22 protein-coding genes are annotated in these 20,289 nt (G+C 66.5%); 11 read left to right on the top strand and 11 right to left on the bottom strand.

Going from position 1 to position 20,289, the window contains the following annotated elements; translation table 11 throughout:
* Positions 1 to 57: 57 nt before the first annotated feature.
* The gene (locus tag AAHM44_RS11465; RefSeq protein ID WP_342250074.1) at positions 58 to 2,475 is read left to right on the top strand and encodes a membrane-bound PQQ-dependent dehydrogenase, glucose/quinate/shikimate family; all 2,418 of its coding nucleotides are present in this window, start codon (positions 58 to 60) and stop codon (positions 2,473 to 2,475) included.
* Positions 2,476 to 2,613: 138 nt separating this feature from the next.
* Here the strand turns inward: AAHM44_RS11465 and AAHM44_RS11470 are convergent, their stop codons facing one another.
* The gene (locus tag AAHM44_RS11470) at positions 2,614 to 3,516 is read right to left on the bottom strand and encodes a LysR family transcriptional regulator (RefSeq protein WP_342250061.1); all 903 of its coding nucleotides are present in this window, start codon (positions 3,514 to 3,516) and stop codon (positions 2,614 to 2,616) included.
* Between the two features lie 97 nt (positions 3,517 to 3,613).
* Between AAHM44_RS11470 and AAHM44_RS11475 the strand changes: the two genes are divergently transcribed.
* On the top strand, positions 3,614 to 4,474 hold the full coding sequence (locus AAHM44_RS11475; protein WP_342250062.1) for an aldo/keto reductase family oxidoreductase: 861 nt from the start codon (positions 3,614 to 3,616) through the stop codon (positions 4,472 to 4,474).
* Here the strand turns inward: AAHM44_RS11475 and AAHM44_RS11480 are convergent.
* The 3 genes from AAHM44_RS11480 to rimO form a co-directional block, all read right to left on the bottom strand.
* Complete coding sequence (locus AAHM44_RS11480; RefSeq protein WP_342250063.1) at positions 4,471 to 5,385, bottom strand: hypothetical protein; 915 nt, start codon at positions 5,383 to 5,385, stop codon at positions 4,471 to 4,473. The two genes, AAHM44_RS11475 and AAHM44_RS11480, sit on opposite strands and share 4 nt — an antisense overlap.
* Entirely contained in the window at positions 5,385 to 6,791 is a 1,407-nt protein-coding gene (locus AAHM44_RS11485; RefSeq protein WP_342250064.1) for a serine hydrolase domain-containing protein, read from the bottom strand. The genes AAHM44_RS11480 and AAHM44_RS11485 overlap by 1 nt, the downstream gene beginning before the upstream one ends.
* Before the next feature lie 330 nt (positions 6,792 to 7,121).
* Positions 7,122 to 8,453, bottom strand: a complete 1,332-nt coding sequence (gene rimO / locus AAHM44_RS11490) for a 30S ribosomal protein S12 methylthiotransferase RimO (protein ID WP_342250065.1) — start codon at positions 8,451 to 8,453, stop codon at positions 7,122 to 7,124.
* Between the two features lie 160 nt (positions 8,454 to 8,613).
* Between rimO and AAHM44_RS11495 the strand changes: the two genes are divergently transcribed.
* Genes AAHM44_RS11495 through AAHM44_RS11505 form a run of 3 tightly spaced genes read left to right on the top strand, consistent with a single transcriptional unit; the run spans position 8,614 to position 9,757 of the window.
* Positions 8,614 to 9,126 (top strand): GNAT family N-acetyltransferase, encoded by a 513-nt coding sequence (locus AAHM44_RS11495; RefSeq protein WP_269575003.1) that lies wholly within the window; start codon positions 8,614 to 8,616, stop codon positions 9,124 to 9,126.
* 59 nt (positions 9,127 to 9,185) lie between these two features.
* Positions 9,186 to 9,590, top strand: a complete 405-nt coding sequence (locus AAHM44_RS11500; protein WP_269575004.1) for a DUF1761 domain-containing protein — start codon at positions 9,186 to 9,188, stop codon at positions 9,588 to 9,590.
* A 23-nt stretch (positions 9,591 to 9,613) separates the two neighbouring features.
* Positions 9,614 to 9,757, top strand: coding sequence for a hypothetical protein (locus tag AAHM44_RS11505; RefSeq protein WP_342250066.1), 144 nt, complete (start codon positions 9,614 to 9,616; stop codon positions 9,755 to 9,757).
* Between the two features lie 4 nt (positions 9,758 to 9,761).
* Here AAHM44_RS11505 and AAHM44_RS11510 read toward each other — a convergent pair whose 3' ends face one another.
* Positions 9,762 to 10,109: a DMT family protein gene (locus AAHM44_RS11510; protein ID WP_342250075.1), complete on the bottom strand. Its 348-nt coding sequence runs from the start codon at positions 10,107 to 10,109 to the stop codon at positions 9,762 to 9,764.
* Between the two features lie 44 nt (positions 10,110 to 10,153).
* Here AAHM44_RS11510 and AAHM44_RS11515 point away from each other — a divergent pair, with 44 nt between their 5' ends.
* The gene (locus AAHM44_RS11515; RefSeq protein ID WP_342250067.1) at positions 10,154 to 10,915 is read left to right on the top strand and encodes an AAC(3) family N-acetyltransferase; all 762 of its coding nucleotides are present in this window, start codon (positions 10,154 to 10,156) and stop codon (positions 10,913 to 10,915) included.
* 142 nt (positions 10,916 to 11,057) lie between these two features.
* On the opposite strand, the gene AAHM44_RS11520 is transcribed toward AAHM44_RS11515, so the two are convergent.
* From AAHM44_RS11520 to serS, 4 genes are all read right to left on the bottom strand, one after another.
* On the bottom strand, positions 11,058 to 12,065 hold the full coding sequence (locus AAHM44_RS11520) for a potassium channel family protein (RefSeq protein WP_342250068.1): 1,008 nt from the start codon (positions 12,063 to 12,065) through the stop codon (positions 11,058 to 11,060).
* A gap of 204 nt (positions 12,066 to 12,269) precedes the next feature.
* A complete protein-coding gene (locus AAHM44_RS11525; RefSeq protein ID WP_269575008.1) occupies positions 12,270 to 13,142 on the bottom strand; it encodes an OmpA family protein in 873 nt (290 codons plus the stop codon).
* A 183-nt stretch (positions 13,143 to 13,325) separates the two neighbouring features.
* Complete coding sequence (locus AAHM44_RS11530) at positions 13,326 to 14,444, bottom strand: M23 family metallopeptidase (protein ID WP_342250069.1); 1,119 nt, start codon at positions 14,442 to 14,444, stop codon at positions 13,326 to 13,328.
* Between the two features lie 86 nt (positions 14,445 to 14,530).
* Complete coding sequence (serS, locus tag AAHM44_RS11535) at positions 14,531 to 15,802, bottom strand: serine--tRNA ligase (RefSeq protein ID WP_342250070.1); 1,272 nt, start codon at positions 15,800 to 15,802, stop codon at positions 14,531 to 14,533.
* A gap of 88 nt (positions 15,803 to 15,890) precedes the next feature.
* On the opposite strand from serS, the gene AAHM44_RS11540 reads away from it, so the two are divergent.
* Positions 15,891 to 16,349 (top strand): host attachment family protein, encoded by a 459-nt coding sequence (locus tag AAHM44_RS11540; protein WP_342250071.1) that lies wholly within the window; start codon positions 15,891 to 15,893, stop codon positions 16,347 to 16,349.
* 46 nt (positions 16,350 to 16,395) lie between these two features.
* Here AAHM44_RS11540 and AAHM44_RS11545 read toward each other — a convergent pair whose 3' ends face one another.
* Complete coding sequence (locus AAHM44_RS11545; protein WP_342250072.1) at positions 16,396 to 17,400, bottom strand: PEP-CTERM sorting domain-containing protein; 1,005 nt, start codon at positions 17,398 to 17,400, stop codon at positions 16,396 to 16,398.
* Between the two features lie 468 nt (positions 17,401 to 17,868).
* Here AAHM44_RS11545 and dksA point away from each other — a divergent pair, with 468 nt between their 5' ends.
* Together dksA and AAHM44_RS11555 are read left to right on the top strand one after the other, a co-directional pair.
* Entirely contained in the window at positions 17,869 to 18,336 is a 468-nt protein-coding gene (dksA, locus tag AAHM44_RS11550; protein ID WP_184167067.1) for an RNA polymerase-binding protein DksA, read from the top strand.
* A 136-nt stretch (positions 18,337 to 18,472) separates the two neighbouring features.
* The gene (locus AAHM44_RS11555) at positions 18,473 to 18,847 is read left to right on the top strand and encodes a PilZ domain-containing protein (RefSeq protein WP_184167064.1); all 375 of its coding nucleotides are present in this window, start codon (positions 18,473 to 18,475) and stop codon (positions 18,845 to 18,847) included.
* A 308-nt stretch (positions 18,848 to 19,155) separates the two neighbouring features.
* Here the strand turns inward: AAHM44_RS11555 and AAHM44_RS11560 are convergent, their stop codons facing one another.
* Positions 19,156 to 19,311, bottom strand: coding sequence for a YdcH family protein (locus tag AAHM44_RS11560; protein ID WP_269575013.1), 156 nt, complete (start codon positions 19,309 to 19,311; stop codon positions 19,156 to 19,158).
* 167 nt (positions 19,312 to 19,478) lie between these two features.
* Here AAHM44_RS11560 and AAHM44_RS11565 point away from each other — a divergent pair, with 167 nt between their 5' ends.
* Positions 19,479 to 19,676 carry a YdcH family protein gene (locus AAHM44_RS11565; RefSeq protein ID WP_184167058.1) on the top strand — a complete coding sequence of 66 codons (198 nt, stop codon included), beginning with the start codon at positions 19,479 to 19,481 and terminating at the stop codon, positions 19,674 to 19,676.
* Positions 19,677 to 19,768: 92 nt separating this feature from the next.
* A complete protein-coding gene (locus AAHM44_RS11570; protein ID WP_269575014.1) occupies positions 19,769 to 20,227 on the top strand; it encodes a DUF1465 family protein in 459 nt (152 codons plus the stop codon).
* The last annotated feature ends 62 nt before the right edge of the window (positions 20,228 to 20,289 follow it).

The raw sequence follows: 20,289 nt of genomic DNA on the forward strand, positions 1-20,289 counted from the left end.
GAGAGACCGATGACCGACACCCGCTATGAAGGGGAACGCATCCCCTATCTCGAGCCGGTGGAGGAGGCGCCCCGACCGCGCTGGAGCATCGCCGCCATCATCGTCGGTGCGCTGCTCGTCCTGATCGGCCTGCCGATCGCTGCCGGCGGCGCGTATCTGATGACGCTGGGCGGCTCCCTCTACTACTTGATCGCGGGCGCTCTGATGACCTGGTCGGGCGTGTTGCTGATCCGCGGGCGGATGAGTGGCGGCTGGATCTATCTCGCGCTCGTTGTCGCGACGATCCTGTGGGCGTGGTGGGAAGTCGGCGCCAATCCCTGGGCGCAGGTGCCGCGCGTCATCGCGCCGGTGGTGCTCGCCATTCCCGTGATCCTGATCCTGCCGACGCTGACCCGCTCGGCCGGCCGCTGGCGGCTGGCGCTGGGCGGGGTGGTCGTCGCGCTGGTGCTGACCGGCATCAACTTCTGGGTGGCGATCGCCGGCCAGCCCAACCCGGTGCTCGCCGCGCTGCCCGCGCCGGGCACCGCGGGAATGCTCGATCCCTCGGGCCAGCAGACCGGCGCCGACTGGCCCGTCTATGGCGGCACCGCCAGCGCGCGCCGCTACTCGCCGCTCGTCCAGATCACCCCGGCCAATGTCTCGAAGCTCAGGCAGGTGTGGCTGACGCATACGGGTGACCTGCCCAAGTCCGAGATGATCCTGAAGACCTATGGCGCGGAGAACACCCCGCTCAAGGTGGGCGACAGCCTCTATATCTGCACGCCGAAGAACATCCTGCTGGCGCTCGATGCGGCCACGGGCATGGAGAAATGGCGCTACGATCCCAAGGTGCCGGACTCGGCGATCCCCTACACCGCTGCCTGTCGCGGCGTGGTCTATTATGCCGTGCCGAACGCACCGGCCGACCAGGCCTGCGCCACCCGGATCATCGAGGGGACGCTCGATGCCCGGCTGGTCGCGGTCGATGCCAGGAATGGCCGGCCCTGCGCCGATTTCGGCACCAATGGCCAGATCGATGCCAAGCAGGGCATGGGCAAGGTTCCCGACGGTTTCGTCTCGATCAACTCGCCGCCCACCCTGGTGCGCGGCGTGCTGGTCACCGGGCATCAGGTGCTCGACGGGCAGGACCGGTGGGCGCCCTCGGGCGTGATCCAGGGCTTCGACGCGGTCACCGGCAAGCTGCGCTGGGCCTGGGACATGATGCACCCGAGCTGGAACGGCGCCCCGCCGGCCGGCCAGGAATGGGCGCGCGGCACGCCGAACATGTGGACGCTGGCGAGCGGCGACGAGCAGCTCGGGCTGGTCTATCTGCCGATGGGCAATGCCGCGGCCGATTATTACTCGTCGCTGCGCCGGCCCGAGGAGAATTTCTACGCAACCTCGCTGGTCGCCCTCGACGTGACCACCGGCAAGCCGAAATGGCGCTTCCAGGCGGTCCGCAACGACGTGTGGGACTATGATTTCGGCGCGCAGGCGACGCTGGTCGACTATAAGGGCGCGCCGGCGCTGGTGCTGCCGTCCAAGCAGGGCGACATCTACATCCTCGACCGGCGTACCGGCCAGCCGCTGACCCCCGTGGGCGAGATGAAGGTGCCGGGCGGCGGCGTCGAGCCGCAGCAGCGCGCCGCCACCCAGCGCGTTTCGCTCTGGCATACGTTGCGCAAGCCCGACCTGACCGAGCGCGACATGTGGGGCATGTCGCCGATCGACCAGCTGATCTGCCGCATCCAGTTCCGCCGGGCGAGCTACAAGGGCTTCTTTACCCCGCCCGAGGCCGATCGCCGTTCGATTGAGTATCCCGGCTACAATGGCGGTACCGATTGGGGTGGCGTCGCGGTCGATCCGCAGCGTGGGGTGATCGTCGCCAACTATAACGACATGCCGAACTATGTGCGGCTCGTGCCGCGTGCCGAGGCGGACAAGAAGGGCTGGGCGCCGCGTGACCAGGCGCGCGGCCAGATCGGCGGCAACGAAGGCGCGGGCGATCCGCAAGCGCACACCCCCTATGCGATCGACGTCAATGCCGGCTGGCGCAACAAGTTCTGGCCGTTCGACGGGCCCAAGTCGGAGGGCACCGGCATGCTTTGCAAGCAGCCGCCCTATGGCGGGATCCGCGCGATCGACATGGCGACCGGCAAGACGATCTGGGACCGCCCGCTCGGCGAGGCGCGGACCAACGGACCGTTCGGCATCCCCTCGCATTTGCCGATCACCATCGGCACGCCCAACAATGGCGGCTCGGTGGTCACCGCGGGCGGCCTGATCTTCGTGGCGGCGGCGACCGACAATCTGATCCGCGCGATCGACCTCAAGACCGGCAAGACTTTGTGGAAGGCAGTGCTCCCCGCCGGCGGCCAGGCGACCCCGATCACCTATGAGGCGAACGGGAAGCAGTATCTGGTGATCTACGCCGGCGGGCATCACTTCATGGAGACGCCGGTGGGGGACGAGGTGGTGGCGTATGCATTGCCTTGAATAGCTTCGTCATGCTGAACTTGTTTCAGCATCCAACCCTCCACCAGCGAGACGGCCCGTGGAGGGTTGGACCCTGAAACAAGTTCAGGGTGACGGCGGAAGTGGGCGGGGTTGGGAGCGTCGCAACTTAGGCCACGGTCAGGCGGCCTGCCCCTTCACATAATCGATGAACGCCCTGAGCGGCGCCGGCACTAGCCGCCGTCCCGGATAATAGAGGAACGGCCCGGGGAAGCTCTCCCACCAATCTTCGAGCACCGGGACCAGCGCGCCGCTGGCGAAGCTTGGCTTGAGCCAATCCTCGAACAGCGTGACGATCCCGCCGCCTGCCGCCGCGACGTCGAGCAGCAGGTCGATCGCGCTGCCGACGGTGACGATCAGCGCGGGTGGCGGCTCGACCACCAGGATCTCGCCGTCGCGCTCGAACTCCCAGGGAATCAGTCGCCCGCTCTCGAAGCGGCCACGCAGGCAGCGGTGCTCGAGCAGGTCACGCGGATGCACGGGCGTGCCGTGCGCGGCGAGATAGGAGGGGGAGGCGGCCGCCGCGAAGCGCTGGACGCGCGGGCCGATCGGCACCGCGATCATGTCCTGCTCCAGCCGCTCGTCATAGCGGATGCCGGCGTCGCAGCCCGCCGCGAGCAGGTCGACGAAATTGTCCTGCGCGACGATCTCGACCTGAATGTCCGGATAGGCGGCGAGGAAGCCGGGCAGGATCGCCGGCAGCACGATCCGCGCCGCACCGATAGGCACGTTGAGCTTGAGCGTGCCGGCGGGCCGATCGCGGAAGATGTTGACCACGTCGAGCGCCGCTTCGACTTCGCCAAGCGCCGGGGCCAGTCGCTCGATCAGCCGAGCGCCTGCCTCGGTTGGCGCGACGCTGCGGGTGGTGCGGTTGAGCAGGCGCACGCCCAGCCGCGCCTCGAGCCGCCGCACCGCCTCGCTGAGTCCAGAGGCGCTGGCGCCGGTTGCGCGGGCGGCATCGCGGAAGCCGCCGGCCCGGGCGACGGATAGAAAGGCGTTCAATTCGCCGAGGTCGAGATCCATTGTTCGAAATTCCGCACAGCCCGTGCGGATTGTGCCCGATTATCGCGCGATGCCGCAAGGCCTAGATGGACGTTGTGCATCCAGACGGAGAACAGCGATGACCGACTTCCCGATGACCTATCAGCTTGGCGACCGCGTGGTGAACCGTGTCGGCTATGGCGCGATGCAGCTTGCCGGCCCCGGCGTGTTCGGCCCGCCCAGGGACCATGACCAGGCGATCGCGGTGCTGCGCGAAGCAGTGGCCTCGGGGGTCAACCATATCGACACCAGCGATTTCTACGGCCCGCACGTCACCAATCGGCTGATCCGCGAGGCGCTGCACCCCTATCCGGACGATCTGGTGATCGTCACCAAGGTCGGCGCGCGGCGCGGCGACGATGCGTCCTGGCTGCCGGCCTGGACGCCCGACGAGATCGAGGCGGCGATCCACGACAACCTCGCCAATCTCGGGCTCGAGGCGATCGATGTGGTCAACCTGCGCATCATGGGCGACATCCACGCGCCCAGCGAAGGCCCGATCGCCCCGCAGTTCGAGCGGCTTGCACGGCTGCGCGAGCAGGGCTTGATCCGCCACCTGGGCCTGAGCAACGCGACGGCTAAGCAGGTCGAGGAAGCACGCGGCATCGCGCCGGTGGTCTGCGTGCAGAACCAGTACAACCTCGCCCACCGCGAGGACGAGGCGCTGCTGGCGACGCTGGCCGAGGCGGGCATCGCCTATGTGCCCTTCTTCCCGCTCGGCGGCTTCTCGCCGATCCAGTCGGGCACGCTCGACGAGGTGGCGAAGCGGCTGGGCGCCACGCCGATGCAGGTCGCGCTCGCCTGGCTGCTCCAGCGTTCGCCGAACCTGCTGCTGATCCCGGGCACCTCCTCGCTCGGCCATTTGCGCGAGAATCTGGCGGTGCGGGATCTGGTGCTGCCGGCGGAGGCCGTGCAGGTGCTCGACGGGATCGCCGGCTAGCGTCCGACCGCCTTCACCTTCGGCGCGCACATCGCGATCGCATGGTCGATCATGAAGCTCAGCCGATCGCGGGCAAGCGCGAGCTCGGCCGGGTCCAACCCCCGGTCGAGCGTCTCGAAGTTGAGATAGGATAGGCCGTGCAGGACCGCGTAGTTGGACAGCGATCCGTCGCTGGTCACCACGCGTTCCTGCACCACGTTGAAATCCGCGCCTACCATCGCATCGCGGCAGAATGCGTCGCTCGGCTGGTTGCGGGCGAGATAGGTGGCGAAGGCGACGGTGTCGTCGTCATCAAACGGATAGGCCTTCGACACCGAGGGGCTCGGGTTGAGCGTGTCGTCGCAGAAGCGGATCGAGATCACGCCGCTGCCCTCGGGGTCGCCCTTGTTGCAGCGCGACGAGCCGGTCTCGAAGCCCTTGGCATTGGTATGCAGCGCGATGATCGGCCATGCGCCCTTTGCCAGGTCGGCCAGGATATTATGGGCATAGCCGGGAAGGGCGGTATCGAAGTTGCGGTTGGGATCGATCGGCCGGCCATAGTCCACTGCCCGGTTGTAGCGGACTCCGTCATTGCCGGGGGAAACGCCCGAATCGACCGCGATCAGCACGCCGCCATATTTGCGCAGCGCCACCAGACCCGCCTCGAACCCGGCATTCTCATTGTCATGGGGGACGAAGAACAGCGGTCCCCTGGGATGCTTCACATTGGCGATCCGCCACAACCGCCAGGGCGCGCGCTCTTCGCGGAAGGTCAGTTCGGAGACGTGGAGGCCCTTCCACTCCGCCGGATCGCGGTGCCGGGCGAAGTCATCGTCCTGCACGGTGAGCGGATCGACCGGGCGCACCGTCACCGCGTCGGGGGCGGGCGTGGCGGTGAACAGCGCGGCGGCGGCGAGGGCGATCAGGCGCATCAGTCCCTCGGCTGGATCAGGAACTGTTCGAACTTCCCGTTCATCCCGGGCTCCGCATAGGTGATCGCGATCAGCTTCTGCCCATTGGCAAAGGCGATGCTGTAGTTGCGATTGACGAAGCCGCCACGTAGCCGCGGCTTGCCGAGTGCCGTGAAGCTTACCGGATCACCGAGCGGGGCCAGGCTCGTGTGATAGTCCTCGGTCGCCTGGGGCGTGAAATAATAGTTGGCATCCTCGGTCAGCTTCTCGCGATCGAGCGTGCCGGCGCGAAGCTGGCCAAAGACCAGGCTCGCCAGTGAATCGCGATATTCGTCGAGCGTCATCGGCCGGCTTGGGGGCGGGGCCGCCGGCAGGAGCAGGTCGGTGATGCCGCCGGTGATCGCGTCCTGCGCACCGCCGAAATCGGCATTGACCAGCGCGACAACGGCGAAGCGCTTCTTGGGGATCACGAAATTATCGGAAAGAAAGCCCACCGCCTCGCCGCCATGCTCGACGGTGCGAACGCCGTCACGGCCGCCGAGCGAGACGCCCAGACCGTAGCGGGTATTGCTGCCGTCCGCGAGCAGCACCGGCGTCTCCTGGGTCTGCCAGTCTTCGGGGCTCAGGATCTTGCGGTCGATCCGCGCGATGTCCCACTTGGCGAGGTCGCTGGCCGACATGGCAAGCTCGCCAGCCGCCCAGAGCCAGCCCGGCGCAGCAGGCCTGGCGGCGCGGACCGGGCCGAGCGCGAAACGGTGATTGCCCTGCGGGAAGCCCTTGCCCAACGCGATGTCCTGGTCGATCGCATCGATGCCGAGCGGCTTGAATATCTTCGCCTTCAGGTAATCGAGCAGCTTCATGCCCGAAGCCTTCTCGATGATCATGCCGGCGACGACATAGCCGGTGTTCGAATATTGCCAGGCCGTGCCGGGGCGGAAGTCGAGCGGCTTCTTCGCCCAGCGATCGAGGATCTGCTGCGGCGTCACCGGCTTCGACATGGCGGCAAAGTCATAGTCCTGCGGCCAATAGTCCTGGATGCCGGCGGTATGGCTGAGCAGCTGGCGGATGGTGATCTGGTCGGCGTCGGTGATGTCCGGCACCCATTTCGACACCTTGTCGTCGAGGCTGAGCTTGCCGGCATCCTCGAGCAGCAGGATCGCGGCGGCGGTGAATTGCTTGGAGATCGATGCGATCTGGTATTTCGCCGCCGGGCTGGTCGCCTTCATGCCCGGCCCCTGGTCGCCATAGGCCCTGGCGAACACGATCTTGCCGTCCCGCACGATCGCGACCGAAGCGGAGGGCGCACCGGAGGATTTCAGTGCGTCGGCGACGATGGTGTCGACCTTCGCCGTTTCATCGGCGGAGAGCTGCTGCGCGGCGGCAGGCGTAGCGATCAGAAGGGCGGCGGCGAGGGCGGAACGGAACATCGGGCCTCCGGAATGGAATGGCGCGAGCTTAGGCCAGGGTTTCGCGGGCGTCATCCCCGCCGGACGTTTCGCTTTGGCGCATGCGCCATGCCCTGCTTGCAATGTAGGATTTCGTCTGTTCGGCTTGCGCAGCCGGCGTCCAAACCGGCCGCTCTTTGATGCTGTTGGAGAAATAGGATCACGCGGAGGCAAGAATCTTGCGAGATGCATCGCATTTTCGGGAAAACGGGCACGGCAAAACCGCTCTTGGCCTGTACTTTGTGTACTTTCGCGGGTCGGTTGGTCTGCGATGTTGGAAGCCGGGCCGCCCGCGGGGCGACCCGACGCTGATCAGGCCAGCGGCACCCCGTAGAGATCGTGCTCGTCGGCATCCTCGATCTCGACCATGACGATGTCGCCCTGGCTGAGATGGCCGGCGTCGCGCAGGAACACCTCGCCGTCGATCTCCGGCGCGTCGGCCTGGCTGCGGCCCGTCGCGCCGCCTTCCTCGCCGACTTCGTCGATGATCACTTCGAGCGTGCGGCCGATCTTGGCCTGGAGCTTGGCCGCGCTGATCGCCGCGGTCTTCTCCATGATCCGGGCATAGCGCTCTTCCTTGACCTCTTCCTGCACCGCGCCGGGCAGATCATTGGCGGCTGCACCTTCCACCGGCTCGAAGCGGAATGCGCCGACACGATCGAGCTGGGCTTCGTCGAGCCAATCCAGCAGATACTGGAAGTCCGCCTCGGTCTCGCCGGGAAAACCGACCACGAAGGTCGATCGGATGGTCAGATCGGGGGCAATCTCGCGCCACTTGCGCAGCCGCTCGAGCACCTTGGCTTCGTTGGCCGGGCGCTTCATCGCGCGCAGCACCGAAGGCGAGGCATGCTGGAACGGGATGTCGAGATAGGGGAGCACCAGCCCCTCGGCCATCAGCGGGATGACCTGATCGACATGCGGATAGGGATAGACATAGTGGAGCCTCACCCAAGGCGCGATCTTGCCGAGCTCGCGCGCCAGATCGGTCATGTGCGGCACGACCTCGCCGCCCTTCCAGGCGCGCGGCTCCTTGCGGATGTCGACACCATAGGCCGAGGTGTCCTGGCTGATGACCAGCAGTTCCCTAGTCCCCGCCTCGACCAGCTTCTCCGCCTCGCGCAGGATCGCGTCGGGACGGCGGCTGACCAGGTCGCCGCGCAGCGCCGGGATTATGCAGAAGGAGCAGCGGTGGTTGCAGCCCTCCGAGATCTTCAGATAGCTGTAGTGGCGCGGCGTGAGCTTCAGCCCCGCATCCGGCACCAGGTTGACGAAGGGCGAGGGCGGCATCGGCGCCGCGTCGTGCACCGCGCCGACGACTTCCTCATATTGATGCGCGCCGGTGACGGCCAGCACGTTCGGGAAGCGGGCGCGGATGACCTCCGCTTCCTTGCCCATGCAGCCGGTGACGATGACGCGGCCATTCTCCGCGATCGCCTCGCCGATCGCCTCGAGCGATTCTTCCTTCGCCGAGTCGAGAAAGCCGCAGGTGTTGACCAGCACGACGTCGGCCCCGGCATAGTCGGGGGACATCGCATAACCGTCGCTGCGCAGCTTGGTGAGGATCCGTTCGCTGTCGACCAGGTTCTTGGGACAGCCGAGCGACACCATGCCCACGCGGGGCGCCTCGGGAAGTTTAGTTGCCATGATTGGCGGGCGACATAGGCTTTTTCGGCGAAAAAGCTAGGCCGGGGCTTTCCCGGGGGCAAGTTTGACCGCCGACAAGGTGCGCGCGGCCGCTTGCGGGCATGGAAGATCGCGTGCCGCATCCCATATCCGCGGCACCGGTATTTGCGAGGAGGTTTCCATGGCTGCCGAGCTTGCGGAAGAGACGACACTCACCACGCGTTCGGGCGTGACGCTCGATGTTCGCCCCGCCACCCCGGCGGATGAAGGCGCGCTGCGCGACCTGTTCGAGACGGTTTCCAGCGACGATCGCCGCTTCCGTTTCCTCACCGCCTGCGACCAGCTTTCCAACGCCCAGATCGCGGCGATGACCCAGGTCGATCACTGGCAGACCGACAGCTTCCTGGCCTTTGCCGATGGCGAGCTGGTGGCGAGCGCGGTGCTGGCCTGCAACAAGCCGATGACCAGCGCCGAAGTGGCGATCTCGATCCGATCGGACCGCAAGGCGCAGGGGATCGGCTGGTCGCTGCTCGACTATCTGACCGACGAGGCCGAGCGCCGCGGCGTGAAATCGGTGATGTCGATCGAGAGCCGCGAGAACCACCAGGCGATCTCGCTGGAGCGCGAAATGGGTTTCGAGGCGCGGCCGGTGGAGGGCGATTCCACCCTCGTCCTGCTGGAGCGGCGGTTCTAGCCAGCGGGCCCATCAAGGCGTAGCTTCACACCCCTGCAACTGAACAGGGGAGAGGCAAGATGCAGATTCACTGGCTGGCGATCCTCGCCGCGGCGGTGGCGGGCTTTGTGGTCGGCGGGCTCTGGTATGGCCCGCTGTTCGGCAAGGCCTGGATGAAGGCGCGCGGGCTGAGCGAAGAGGAGCTCAAGTCCGGCGCCAACATGGGCAAGATCTTCGGCACGACCTTCGTGCTGAACCTGATCGCCGCCTTCGCGCTCGATCACCTCTACAACACCTATGACACACACGTTGGGTTGCACCATTCGCTGGTGATCGCCGGGATCATCGGGGTGGGCTTCATCGCCACCTCGGTGGGGGTGAACTATCTGTTCTCGCGCCTGCCGCGCTCGCTGTTCCTTATCGACGCGGGCTACTGGATCGTGATGTACCTGGTAATGGGCGCGATTTTCGGGCTGCTGACCTGAGCACGGAACGAACGGGGAGTTACATGCGAGCGATCATCGAGGGCATTGGCGCGCTGTTCGGCATGCCGGTGTCGGAACGGTACGGTGGCCATCGCAGGATTGCTCTGCTGACGATACTGGCGGTGGCGGCAACCGCCGCCTTCGCGCTGCTCTACGCGGCGCGCTGAAGATTCAGGCCGGCGCCTTGAAGATGAACCAGGCGCCGGCCGCGATCAGCGCGAAGCCGATCAGGTGGTTCACCGTGATCTTCTGGCCGAGATAGAGGATCGAGAAGCCGACGAATACGGTGAGGGTAATGACTTCCTGCATCGCCTTGAGCTGCGCCGCCGAATAGACCGCGCTGCCCCAGCGATTGGCCGGCACCGCCAGGCAATATTCGATCAGCGCGATGCTCCAGCTCGCCAGGATCACGAGCAGCAGCGGCGCGCTCTTGAACTTGAGATGCCCGTACCAGGCGATCGTCATGAAGACGTTGGAGCCGATCAGCAGCAGGATCGGCAGAAGGCGGGCGAAGAGCATTTCCGACATGGCGCGACCTTGTCCGGGATGGCATCAAGGTCAAGATGGAGACGATTTCGAAAGAGGCGCTGGTCGACCAGCTGCGGGACCTCGGCGTGCGCGAGGGCGGGGTGCTGCTTGTCCATATGAGCTTCCGCGAGGTCCGGCCGGTCGAGGGCGGGCCCGAAGGACTGATCGCGGCGCTGGGCGAGGCACTGGGGCCGGAAGGGACGCTGGCCATGCCTTCGGCGACAGGCGACGACGAAACCGTCTTCGACCCGGCGACCACCGGCAATCGCGACGATCTGGGGATCGTCGCTGACCTGTTCTGGCGGATGCCGGGGGTGGTGCGCAGCCCGCATTTCGATGCGGTCTCCGCGCGCGGGCCCAAGGCGGAATGGATCACCGGCGGGCCGTTCGTACTGCCGCCGGCGGCGCCGGAAAGCGCGATCGACCGCATCCGGCAGGCGGGCGGGCAGGTGCTGCTGCTTGGGGTGGGGCATCATGCCAACACGATGCTGCATCTGGCGGAGCTGGTCGGCGGGGCGCCCTATCGCAGCGACTTCCACTACATCGATGATGCGGGCCGCGAGGTCCATTATGGCGAGAATGACAGCTGCTGCGAGAAGTTCGAGCTGGCGGACGGCTGGCTGCGCGCGGAGGGGGCGTTGCGCGCCGGGCGGGTAGGGCATGCCGAGGCGCGGCTGATGGAGGCGGAGGACCTCGTACGGATCGCGGCGGCGAAGGTGAGGGCCGATCCGCTGATATTCCTGCACGGCGCCGACGAGGCCTGCGAGGAGTGCGACGAGGCTCGGGAGAGTCTTTGAGGCTGGTTGCTTCAATTGTTCCCCGGCGAAGGCCGGGGCCCAGTTGCAATGTCGTTCGAGAGGTACGCGCGCCTCACCATATTCGCCGAAACTGGGCCCCGGCCTTCGCCGGGGAACTGAAGGACGCATATTGGGTCGCACGCTACCGCGTCACGATCTCCAGGATCGTGTCGCCCGCGAGCAGCGCCTGCGCCTCCGCGGCCTTGTGGCTGTGCGGCAGGCCGTCGCGGTAGATCTGGACGCCCAGGCCGGTGGCGATCGCAGAGAGCGGCTGGCCGATCTCTTCCGGCCGCACCTTTCGCTCGGACAGCTCGACCTGGCCGTGGATCGAGGCGAGATCCATAAGATAGTCGGAGAGGTGCGGGCCCTGGCAGGAGCTGGCGAGCAACAGGCCGGCGAAGCTCACCGGGTTGACCACGGTGGTGGCCCCGGCGGCGCGGGCGGGGAGCTCATTGTCCTCGTTGCGGACGATCACGCTGATCGGCAGCGCCGGCGCCAGATGGCGGGCGGTCAGGGTGATCAGGATCGAGGTGTCGTCGCGTCCGGCGCAGACGATCATCGACTCGGCAGTGGCGATGCGGACGTCGTTCAGCACCTGGTCGCGGGTGGCGTCGGCCTGGAGGACGATGCAGCCACATTCCTTCGCGCGGGCGATATTGCCCTCATTCTGGTCGATCACGACGATGCTGCCGGGATCGCGGCCGCGGGCGATCAGCTCGTCGACCGTCTCCGAGCCGGTGGTGCCATAGCCGGCCACGATGATGTGGCGCGCAAGGTTCCGCTGGATCACTGCCATATGCCATTTGTCCCAGGTGCGCTTGAGCACGAAATTATAGGCGGTGCCGAGGAAGAGCAGCACCACGAAGACGCGAATCGGGGTTACGACGAACGCATCGAACATCCGCGCCGAATTGCTGACCGGCACGATGTCGCCATAGCCGGTGGTCGTCACCGAGATCGAAGTGAAATAGAGGATGTCGAGGAAGCTGACATCGCCGTCGGCCGTGTCCTTGAGCCCGTCGCGCTCGATCCAATGGACGCCAACGGCAAGCGCGAGCAGCCCGACCACGGCGAGCACGCGCCAGCCGATCGAAGCCCAGACGGGCATGCTCGACTTGCGCTTGAGCGTGGCGGGGGCCTTGAGCGCCATCAGCGGGCGGACGGACCCGGCAGCGGATCGGCGGCAGTGCCGTAAAGCGCGATCATCCGGCCCTTCTCACTGGCTGGCCGGGAGCGGCCCGTCAGCGGGACCATACACGGTCATCGGACCGTGGCCATGGCCAATATGGCCGGGAATGGCGTGCCACTCCCGGGCCCAATGGGGGGCGAGCCGGGCCCGCCCCCGAAATGTGGCTCAGAGGCCGTCGACGCTCTTGCTGACCAGGATGTTCACCGCGACGCGACGGTTCTGGGCCTTGCCCTCCGGCGTGTCGTTGCTGGCCAGCGGATCGGCCGTGGCCATGCCGGTCGGCGTCAGCATGCGGTACGGCTTCCAGCCGCAGGCCTGCTGCAGATAGTTGATGACCTTGGCCGCCCGCTTTTCGCTGAGCGTCTGGTTGAGGTCCTCGCCGCCGGTCGAGTCGGTATAGCCGACCACCAGCATCAGCGCGTTCTCGGTCTGGTTGGCCTGGTTGGCGGTGCTGCAGAGCTGCGCCTTGTCCTGCGGCGAGATGTCGGCACGGCCCACATCGAAGTGCACGTTGGTGGTGCTCTTGATGTTGTACTTGTCGATATCGCCCATGCGGCCGCGCAGGGCCTCGGTCGCCGCGGCCTGCTCGTCGAAGCGCTGCGAGGTGCCGGTCTGGATCATCGTGGCGGTGCGCAGGTCGTTCTTCTTGAGGCTGATCTGGCTGGCGACGAGATCGCCGCCCTCGGGCGACTGCATCGTCTTGACCGTGATCGGCAGACCGTTGAGCAGCTGGTTGGCCGCGAGCTTGTTGCCGCCGCCGAACAGGCCGCCGCCGGTCTTGATCCGGGTGGCTTCGGTGATCGCGACGGTGGTGGTGGCGCCATCGGCGGTGGCGATCTTGACGCGATCGCCGCTGCGGGCGGCAATGACGCCCTTGATCTCGGGACCCTCGGTCATCGGACCCTGGGCCGCGCCGTTGACGACGATGTCGTCACGGCCGGTATTCTGTTCCTGCTGCGCGAATGCACTGGGCGCGGCCGAGATGGCCAGCATGGCGACCAGGAAGCGAACCCCGGTTTTTTTGGAAACAACACGCATTGAGGCAACCTCCTCTAAACTGACTGCCCCCGCCGGCTTGCCTCATGCCTGTTCGGGGGAAGCTGTCCCGCAGATGAACACATGCCGCAAGCACCGTGCCGGAGCGGTTGGTTCGGGCCTGGGGCGCGACGAATGGAGCCGGGCGGGGTGTCCGCCGGCGTGATTCGCAGCGCTGGCGAGACCTTAGCGGGGCGGGAGGCGCTGTAGCGGATCGACCGGGGTGCGGCCCTGGCGGATCTCGAAATGGAGCTCCGGACGGTCGGCGAAGCCCGAATTGCCGGACAGCGCGATCATCTGGCCCTTCTTCACCGCCTGCCCGCGCTGGACGAGCAGCTGGCCGGCATGACCATAGACGGTCGTCCAGCCGTCGCCGTGGCGCAGGATGACGAGGCCGCCGAGCGCCGGGATGTCCGAGCCGACATAGGCGACCACGCCGTCGGCCGAGGCGAGCACGGGGGTGTCGAGCGGCGTGGCGATCTTGATGCCGTCGTTGCGTTCTCCGCTCGCGCCGGGGCCGAAGCGCTTCACGACATTGCCCCGGAGCGGCCATTGGAAGCCGCCGGCGAGGCGCGCCGGGGCGGCGACCGGGGTGGTCGGCGACAGGACGCGCGCCGAGGAAGCGGTCGGCGCGGCGGGGCGGGCCTTCTCGGCGATGGCGGGCTGGCCGCCGGTGACGATGTCGTCGACGCCGAGATCGAGGTGGAAGCGCGCGGCGCGCTGCTCGATCGTCTCGGGGCGGCCCGAGGGCGGCGGCGGCAGCGTGTCGTCCGGGATCAGCAGGCGCTGGCCGGTCCGCAGGATGTACGGCTCCTCGAGGTCGTTGACCGCGATGATCCGCGACCAGGCGACGCCGTACGCCACTGCAATGGCGATGCCGGTCTCGCCGTCGCGGACCAGATGGTAGCGGCCGCCCGGGATGACCAGCTTCTGCCCGACGCGGATGACGAAGGGCGAGGGGATGTTGTTGGCCCGCGCGATCGCTTCCGATCCGGCGCCGGTCTTGCCCGAGATCGAGCGGAGCGAGTCGCCGGGCTGGACGGTGTAGGTACGGCCCGAAATGACGCGCGAATCCGCCTGGACCTTGCGCGCCTGCCAGGCGGGCGGCGGTGCGGGGAGGCGGCGGACGTCCTGCTCGTTGCCGAGCGCGGGACGCTCCCACCGTTCCTGCTGCGGCTGAGGATAGCGATCCTGGCGCGACTGCGGGGCGGGGCGGTAGCCGGGCTCTTCATAGGCCGTGCCGCGCTGTGGAATACAGGCAGCGAGCAACAGCAGCGCCACCGGCGCCATCCGCTTTACCGCCATCGAAACGACCCCCGCATTAACTATACTCCGACGCTCCATAGCGCGCATTTCCGCGCGCGTCAGGTACGTCTGAATGCGGAGGTGTCTCAGTTTGCCGGTGCGAGCACTTCCAGGCCGCCCAGATAGGGCTTGAGCACGTCGGGAACTCGCACCGAGCCGTCTTCCTGCTGATAGTTCTCCAGCACAGCAACGAGGGTGCGGCCGACCGCGAGGCCCGAGCCGTTGAGCGTGTGGACGAAGCGGGTGCCCTTCTCGCCGGCCGGACGGAAGCGTGCGTTCATCCGGCGCGCCTGGAAATCGCCGCAGGTCGAGCAGGACGAAATCTCGCGGTAGCGGGCCTGGCCCGGCAGCCACACTTCGAGGTCATAGGTGCGCGCCGCGGTGAAGCCCATGTCGCCGCTGCACAGCTTCATCCGGCGGAAGGGCAGGCCGAGCGCGGTGAGGATACCCTCGGCGCACTGGGTCATGCGCTCATGCTCCGCCTCGCTCTGCTCGGGCGTGGTGATCGAGACCATCTCGCACTTCTCGAACTGGTGCTGGCGGATGAAACCGCGCGTGTCGCGGCCCGCCGAGCCGGCTTCCGAGCGGAAGCAGGCGGTGAGCGCGGCGAAGCGCAGCGGCAGCTCTTCCTCGGACAGGATTTGCTCGCGGACGATGTTGGTCAGGCTCACTTCGGCCGTGGGGATCAGCCAGCGGCCGTCGGTGGTCTGGAAGCTGTCCTCGGCGAACTTGGGAAGCTGGCCGGTACCGAACATGGTCTCCTCGCGCACCAGCAGCGGCGGGATCGCCTGCTCATAGCCATGCGCTTCGAGCGTATCGAGCATGAACTGGCCGAGCGCGCGGTGAAGCTTGGCGGCCGCACCACGGACCAGGGTGAAGCGCGTGCCGGAGAGCCTGGCGCCGGTCTCGAAGTCCAGTCCGAGCGCCGGGCCGAACGCGTCATGCTCCTTGGCTTCGAAGGCTAGGGCGGTTGGTTCGCCGACGGTGGCGACAAGCTGGTTGGCTTCCTCGTCGGCGCCCTGGGGCACATCGGCATAGGGCAGGTTGGGGAGCGCAGCGAGCAGGGTGGTCAGCTCCGCGCCGACGGCCTTCTCCTCGGCGTCGATCTGCGGCATCCGCTCCTTGAGCTCGGCGACTTCGGCCATCAGGTCGGTGGGGTCGTCGCGGCGCGCCTTGGCGGCGCCGATCGCCTTGGATGCCTCGTTGCGGCGGGTCTGCGCGGCCTGCGCCTCGGTGATCAGCGCTCGGCGCTTCTCGTCCAGCGCCAGCAGCGCGGCGGACTGCGGTTCCAGCCCGCGGCGGGCGAGGCCGGCGTCGAAGGATTCGGGGTTCTCTCGGATGGCGCGGATATCGTGCATGTCGGGCGTATGACTTCGCGCCCGCCGCGGCGCAACCCTGGCGCGCATGGGGGCGTTTACGGAGATATCAAACCATAGGAGAATCGAGATGCAGGTTCCGCATGACGCAGTCGTGGTGGTGGCGGATGGGCGCAAGATGCTGTTCCTGAGGAACGAGGGCGACGCGCAATATCCGAACCTGCAGGTCGAGAAGAAGGTCGTCGACAAGCACAACCCCGCGCATCACGATCAGGCGACCGACCTTGCCGGCGGCGCGATGGGCACGCGGACCTCGGGCGCGCAATGGGGCGGCGGCAACATGGACGAAGTCGACTTCCACCAGCTGGAGGAAGACCGCTTCGCCGCCGAAACCGCCGCACTGCTCAAGGAACGCGCGCTGCGCCAGGACTTCGAGTCGCTGATCATCATCGCGCCGCCCAAGACGCTAGGCGAGCTGCGCAAACACTATCACAAGGAAGTGAGCGACCGGCTGGCCGGCGAGCTTGCCAAGGACCTGACCGATCATCCGATCCCGGAGATCGAGCAGGCGCTGCTCCGGGCGGAATAACCTGTTCCGTCATCCCGACTTTCGAGGGGATGACGGTTTTCTCGTGTCAGGCGTCGGTCGAGTCGTCCGGCTTCTTCTTGGCGAAGCGCTTGCGGGCGACCAGCGCCGCGGCGGCGCCGCCGAACAGCAGGATCATCGGCGGTGCCGGCACAGGGGCCGGGCCGCCCGAGCTGCTGCCGCCGCAGCCGCGACCGCAGCTGCTGCTGCCGCCCCAGCTGCTCGAGCCGTGATGGCCGCTCGAGCCCCAGCCGCTCGAATTGCTCCAGTGGCTGCTGGAACCGTTCGACGAGGACGAAGTCGACGACGAGTTGGACGAGCTGGTCGACGAGGAATTGGACGACGAGCTCGATACGTCACCGCTCGACGAAGAGCTGGTGGACGAGCTGGTCGAGGACGAGACGTCGCCGCTGGACGACGACGAGGTCGACGAAGACACGTCGCCGCTCGACGAGGAAGTCGAGCTGACCTGGCCGCTCGAGGTCGAGCTGGACGAAGTCGAGCTGATCTCGCCGGAGGACGAGGTGGAGCTCACCTGGCCGCTCGACGTGGAGGTTGAGGAGCCACCGGTCGAAGTCGAGGTCGAGGAACCGCCCGTCGAGGTCGACGAGCCACCGGTGGAGGTGGAAGTCGAGCCGCCCGACGAGGACGAGTTGGACGACGAGATCTCGATATTGATGCCGCTCGAGCCGCCGGAGCTGCCCGACGAGGAAGAACCGCCGAAGAATCCACCGGCGAAGAAGCCGCCCATGAAGCCGCCGCCGCCCGAACCGCCGATCACGGCGCCGGAGGACGAACCGCTGCTGCTCGACGACACGACCGGCATCTCGCCGCCGAAATAGGGCGGGGGCGTCGGGATCGGAGCGCCCTGTGCCGTGACGACGACGACCTGGGGCTGGCCCTGGGTGGTGGTGGTGACCGTGCGCTTGACGACTCGCTTCACGGGGCGTGCCACCGTGCGCTTGACGACTCGCTTCTTCGCGACGGTGACCTGCTTGACGACACGCGGCTGGTGGATGCGTTCGGTGACATAGACGCCACCGCCGCCAATCACCGCGCCCCCGCAAGTGCAGGCGCACAGTTTAGCCAAGGCCATGCGAACCGACATTGTCCCCACTCTTCCTGTTGCTGGCGTGCCGCTCCCCACAGGATCGTCAGCAGCTTCACGCCTCTCAATGCCGGAAAAGTGCAAAACAAACTGTTAAGTGCAACGCGGTAAGTGATGCTTAACCATATTTGCGGTCGATTTTGGGGCGGTGGATTTCTTCTGTGATGGTTAATGTTCTACTTCGGTACGATCGAGAGGTTTCCTGTGCGGCGAAGTGTGAACATTCGTGGTGAATCCGGGCCCGTTTCCCGCCCGGTTCAGCCCCCGGTAATTTCCTTCCATTTACGGGGTATTAGACCTGTGGATTAAAACAACCACACGCTTGTTAACGTCCTCGCGCGAAAGTATAGGGCCGCGCAGGGCAAACGGTCTCCGTACGGCTCGGGCCGAATGGGACCGGAGTGGAGAGTGGGGATGGCTACTGTTTTGGATCGCTTCGACGAACCGGGTAAACGCGTTCCTCCCGCCGCAAATGACGGCGATAACGGCTATCGGCCGAGCAACGACGAACCCTTCATGAACCCGCGTCAGCTGGAATATTTCCGTGACAAGCTGAACGCGTGGAAGGACGATATCTTCCGCGAAGCCGCGGGCACGCTCAATCAGCTCCAGACGGATTCCCTGCGCGAGGCCGATCTCACCGATCGCGCTTCGAGCGAGACCGACTGGTCGATCGAGCTGCGCACCCGCGATCGCCAGCGCAAGCTGATCTCCAAGATCGACGCGGCGCTGCGGCGGATCGAGGACGGCGAATATGGCTATTGCGAGGTGACCGGCGAGCCGATCAGCCTCGGTCGCCTTGAAGCCCGGCCGATCGCGACGATGACGCTTGAGGCGCAGGAGCGGCACGAGCGCAACGAGAAGGTATCGCGGGAAGAATAGCAGGGGGCTTATGGCCTCCTTTTTTGTGCCTCCGCGGGACAGCCGTGGGGGCACATTTTCGTCTTTTGTTTACGCTTTCGACAAGGTTTGCGGGTGTATTCTCCGCGCGTAACCCCCTTGCGTTTCGAGCGACACGATGGACCAGTTTTCCTTTGATCCCCTGACGGCGCTGTCGGCGGACGATTTCTCCAGCCAGCGCAGCGGCTCGCGTGACAGCCTGATGCTGGCGGCCCAGTTCCGCGTGGCGGGGCGGCCGGTCGAGCAGGTGCGGGTCCGCAACCTTTCCCAGGGCGGGCTGATGGCCGAATACGCCCTTCCGATCGAGCGTGGCGCTACCGTCGAAGTCGAGGTGCGCGGCGTTGGCTGGGTGAGCGGCCGCATCGCCTGGGCGACCGACGGCCGGGTGGGCGTTGCCTTTGATACGCCGATCGACCCGATGCTGGCGCGCAAGCCGGTAGGCGGCGGCACGCATACGCCGGCCTTTGTGAAGCCGATCTTCACTCGGCGCTGAGTCGCGCCCGCGGCGTTCGCTGTTCGCGATTTCCCATTCAGGTCGTCATCCCCGCGAAGGCGGGTCCAGAGTCCCGAGCAACACGCTTGCTGCTCGCTTCGGCATATCCGGCGAACCGGACGCTCAATGCGTCGGACATCCCAAGCCACCCTGGATTCCCGCCTTCGCGGGAATGACGGGAGAGGGGACGTAAATGACGGAGGAGCGGAAGGCGCGAAAAGCGCGGGCCTCCGCCCTGGTCTTGCTGTTTGGTGACTTTCGCGCCGTCGGGGTGCGGCCTGGCCACACCCCTGTTTGCGCGGCGCAGCCTAGGGGCGCGCCATCTCTTCCTTGATGCGAAGCTTCTGCTTCTTCAGGGATGCCAGGACCAGATGGTCCGGCTGGGGCCTTTGCGATTCGGCGGCGATTCGCTGGTCGAGCACGGAGTGCTTGGCCGAGAGTGCCGAGAAATGCGCGTTCTGCATGGAAGCAGTCTCCTTCATCGGTGGCCGGAACCTGTGAATAGATCACTTTTCCACAGCTTTGTCGCGGGTGAATCTTGCCTAATCGACGATATGCAAAATTAGCGCGATGATCCGTTGCGGAGCTTTCCGGCGTGGTGCAGGGAGATCCGAGTACGGGGGCGTTCGCGATGGACGAGAAAGAGATTGTGCGGCGGCTCGAAGCGGTGCGGACCGAGCATCGCGATCTGGATGCGGCAATCGATGCACTGCTCGCCACCGGCACGTCCGACCAGCTTCAGGTTGCCCGGCTCAAGAAGCGCAAGCTGATGCTGCGCGATGAAATCGTGCAGCTCGAGGACCAGCTTATCCCCGATATCATCGCCTGATTCGGCCCCGATCCGGCCATGATCCGGATCGGGACGAAATCACTGCGAAATTAAGTATTTCGTTACCATCGAGGCTGTGGCAGCGTTGCCATATGGGGAAACAGGGCACCGCGCAGATCCACCGAAAGCTGATCGACTCGCTTTATGTCGAGGCGATGCTGCTGGCCGACGAGGCGCGCGGCTATTTCGATGAGCTGGGCCGGGACGAGCGCGAGTCGCTGGAAGCGCTCAACCGCGTCGCCTTCTCCTGCGAATCGCTCAAGGTGACCACGCGGCTGATGCACATCATCGCCTGGCTGCTCACCCAACGCGCGGTCGACGCCGGCGAGATCCAGCCCGGGGACGCGCTGATGCCGTCGCGCCGGCTGGGCGATGCGCCGGAGACCGAGGCGGCGCTGCTCGACGCGATGCCGCCCAACGCAGTGGGGATCATCACCACCAGCATCGACCTGTATCGCCGCGTCGCCCGGCTCGACGAGACGCTCGACGAGAATGTCGTGATCGAGAGCCCGGCGCGCAGCATGATGAACCGGCTGGCGGCGGCTTTCTAAATCCGCCTCCCTCTTGCGGGAGGGGCAACCGCGGCGTTGGTTTCTTCTCGGTTCCCCGGCGA

The organism is Sphingomonas sp. OTU376 (assembly GCF_038440415.1).
Classification (GTDB): Bacteria; Pseudomonadota; Alphaproteobacteria; order Sphingomonadales; family Sphingomonadaceae; genus Sphingomonas; species Sphingomonas kyeonggiensis_A.

Excerpts from the sequence above, each read along its gene's own strand:
- dksA (WP_184167067.1), top strand. The coding sequence starts at position 17,869 with ATGGCTACTGTTTTGGATCGCTTCGACGAACCGGGTAAACGCGTTCCT.
- AAHM44_RS11480 (WP_342250063.1), bottom strand. The coding sequence starts at position 5,385 with ATGCGCCTGATCGCCCTCGCCGCCGCCGCGCTGTTCACCGCCACGCCC.
- AAHM44_RS11500 (WP_269575004.1), top strand. The coding sequence starts at position 9,186 with ATGCAGATTCACTGGCTGGCGATCCTCGCCGCGGCGGTGGCGGGCTTT.
- AAHM44_RS11515 (WP_342250067.1), top strand. The coding sequence starts at position 10,154 with ATGGAGACGATTTCGAAAGAGGCGCTGGTCGACCAGCTGCGGGACCTC.
- AAHM44_RS11505 (WP_342250066.1), top strand. The coding sequence starts at position 9,614 with ATGCGAGCGATCATCGAGGGCATTGGCGCGCTGTTCGGCATGCCGGTG.
- AAHM44_RS11560 (WP_269575013.1), bottom strand. The coding sequence starts at position 19,311 with ATGCAGAACGCGCATTTCTCGGCACTCTCGGCCAAGCACTCCGTGCTC.
- serS (WP_342250070.1), bottom strand. The coding sequence starts at position 15,802 with ATGCACGATATCCGCGCCATCCGAGAGAACCCCGAATCCTTCGACGCC.
- AAHM44_RS11565 (WP_184167058.1), top strand. The coding sequence starts at position 19,479 with ATGGACGAGAAAGAGATTGTGCGGCGGCTCGAAGCGGTGCGGACCGAG.
- AAHM44_RS11475 (WP_342250062.1), top strand. The coding sequence starts at position 3,614 with ATGACCGACTTCCCGATGACCTATCAGCTTGGCGACCGCGTGGTGAAC.
- AAHM44_RS11530 (WP_342250069.1), bottom strand. The coding sequence starts at position 14,444 with ATGGCGGTAAAGCGGATGGCGCCGGTGGCGCTGCTGTTGCTCGCTGCC.
- AAHM44_RS11495 (WP_269575003.1), top strand. The coding sequence starts at position 8,614 with ATGGCTGCCGAGCTTGCGGAAGAGACGACACTCACCACGCGTTCGGGC.
- AAHM44_RS11470 (WP_342250061.1), bottom strand. The coding sequence starts at position 3,516 with ATGGATCTCGACCTCGGCGAATTGAACGCCTTTCTATCCGTCGCCCGG.
- AAHM44_RS11525 (WP_269575008.1), bottom strand. The coding sequence starts at position 13,142 with ATGCGTGTTGTTTCCAAAAAAACCGGGGTTCGCTTCCTGGTCGCCATG.
- AAHM44_RS11510 (WP_342250075.1), bottom strand. The coding sequence starts at position 10,109 with ATGCTCTTCGCCCGCCTTCTGCCGATCCTGCTGCTGATCGGCTCCAAC.
- AAHM44_RS11570 (WP_269575014.1), top strand. The coding sequence starts at position 19,769 with ATGGGGAAACAGGGCACCGCGCAGATCCACCGAAAGCTGATCGACTCG.
- AAHM44_RS11485 (WP_342250064.1), bottom strand. The coding sequence starts at position 6,791 with ATGTTCCGTTCCGCCCTCGCCGCCGCCCTTCTGATCGCTACGCCTGCC.
- rimO (WP_342250065.1), bottom strand. The coding sequence starts at position 8,453 with ATGGCAACTAAACTTCCCGAGGCGCCCCGCGTGGGCATGGTGTCGCTC.
- AAHM44_RS11540 (WP_342250071.1), top strand. The coding sequence starts at position 15,891 with ATGCAGGTTCCGCATGACGCAGTCGTGGTGGTGGCGGATGGGCGCAAG.
- AAHM44_RS11555 (WP_184167064.1), top strand. The coding sequence starts at position 18,473 with ATGGACCAGTTTTCCTTTGATCCCCTGACGGCGCTGTCGGCGGACGAT.
- AAHM44_RS11520 (WP_342250068.1), bottom strand. The coding sequence starts at position 12,065 with ATGGCGCTCAAGGCCCCCGCCACGCTCAAGCGCAAGTCGAGCATGCCC.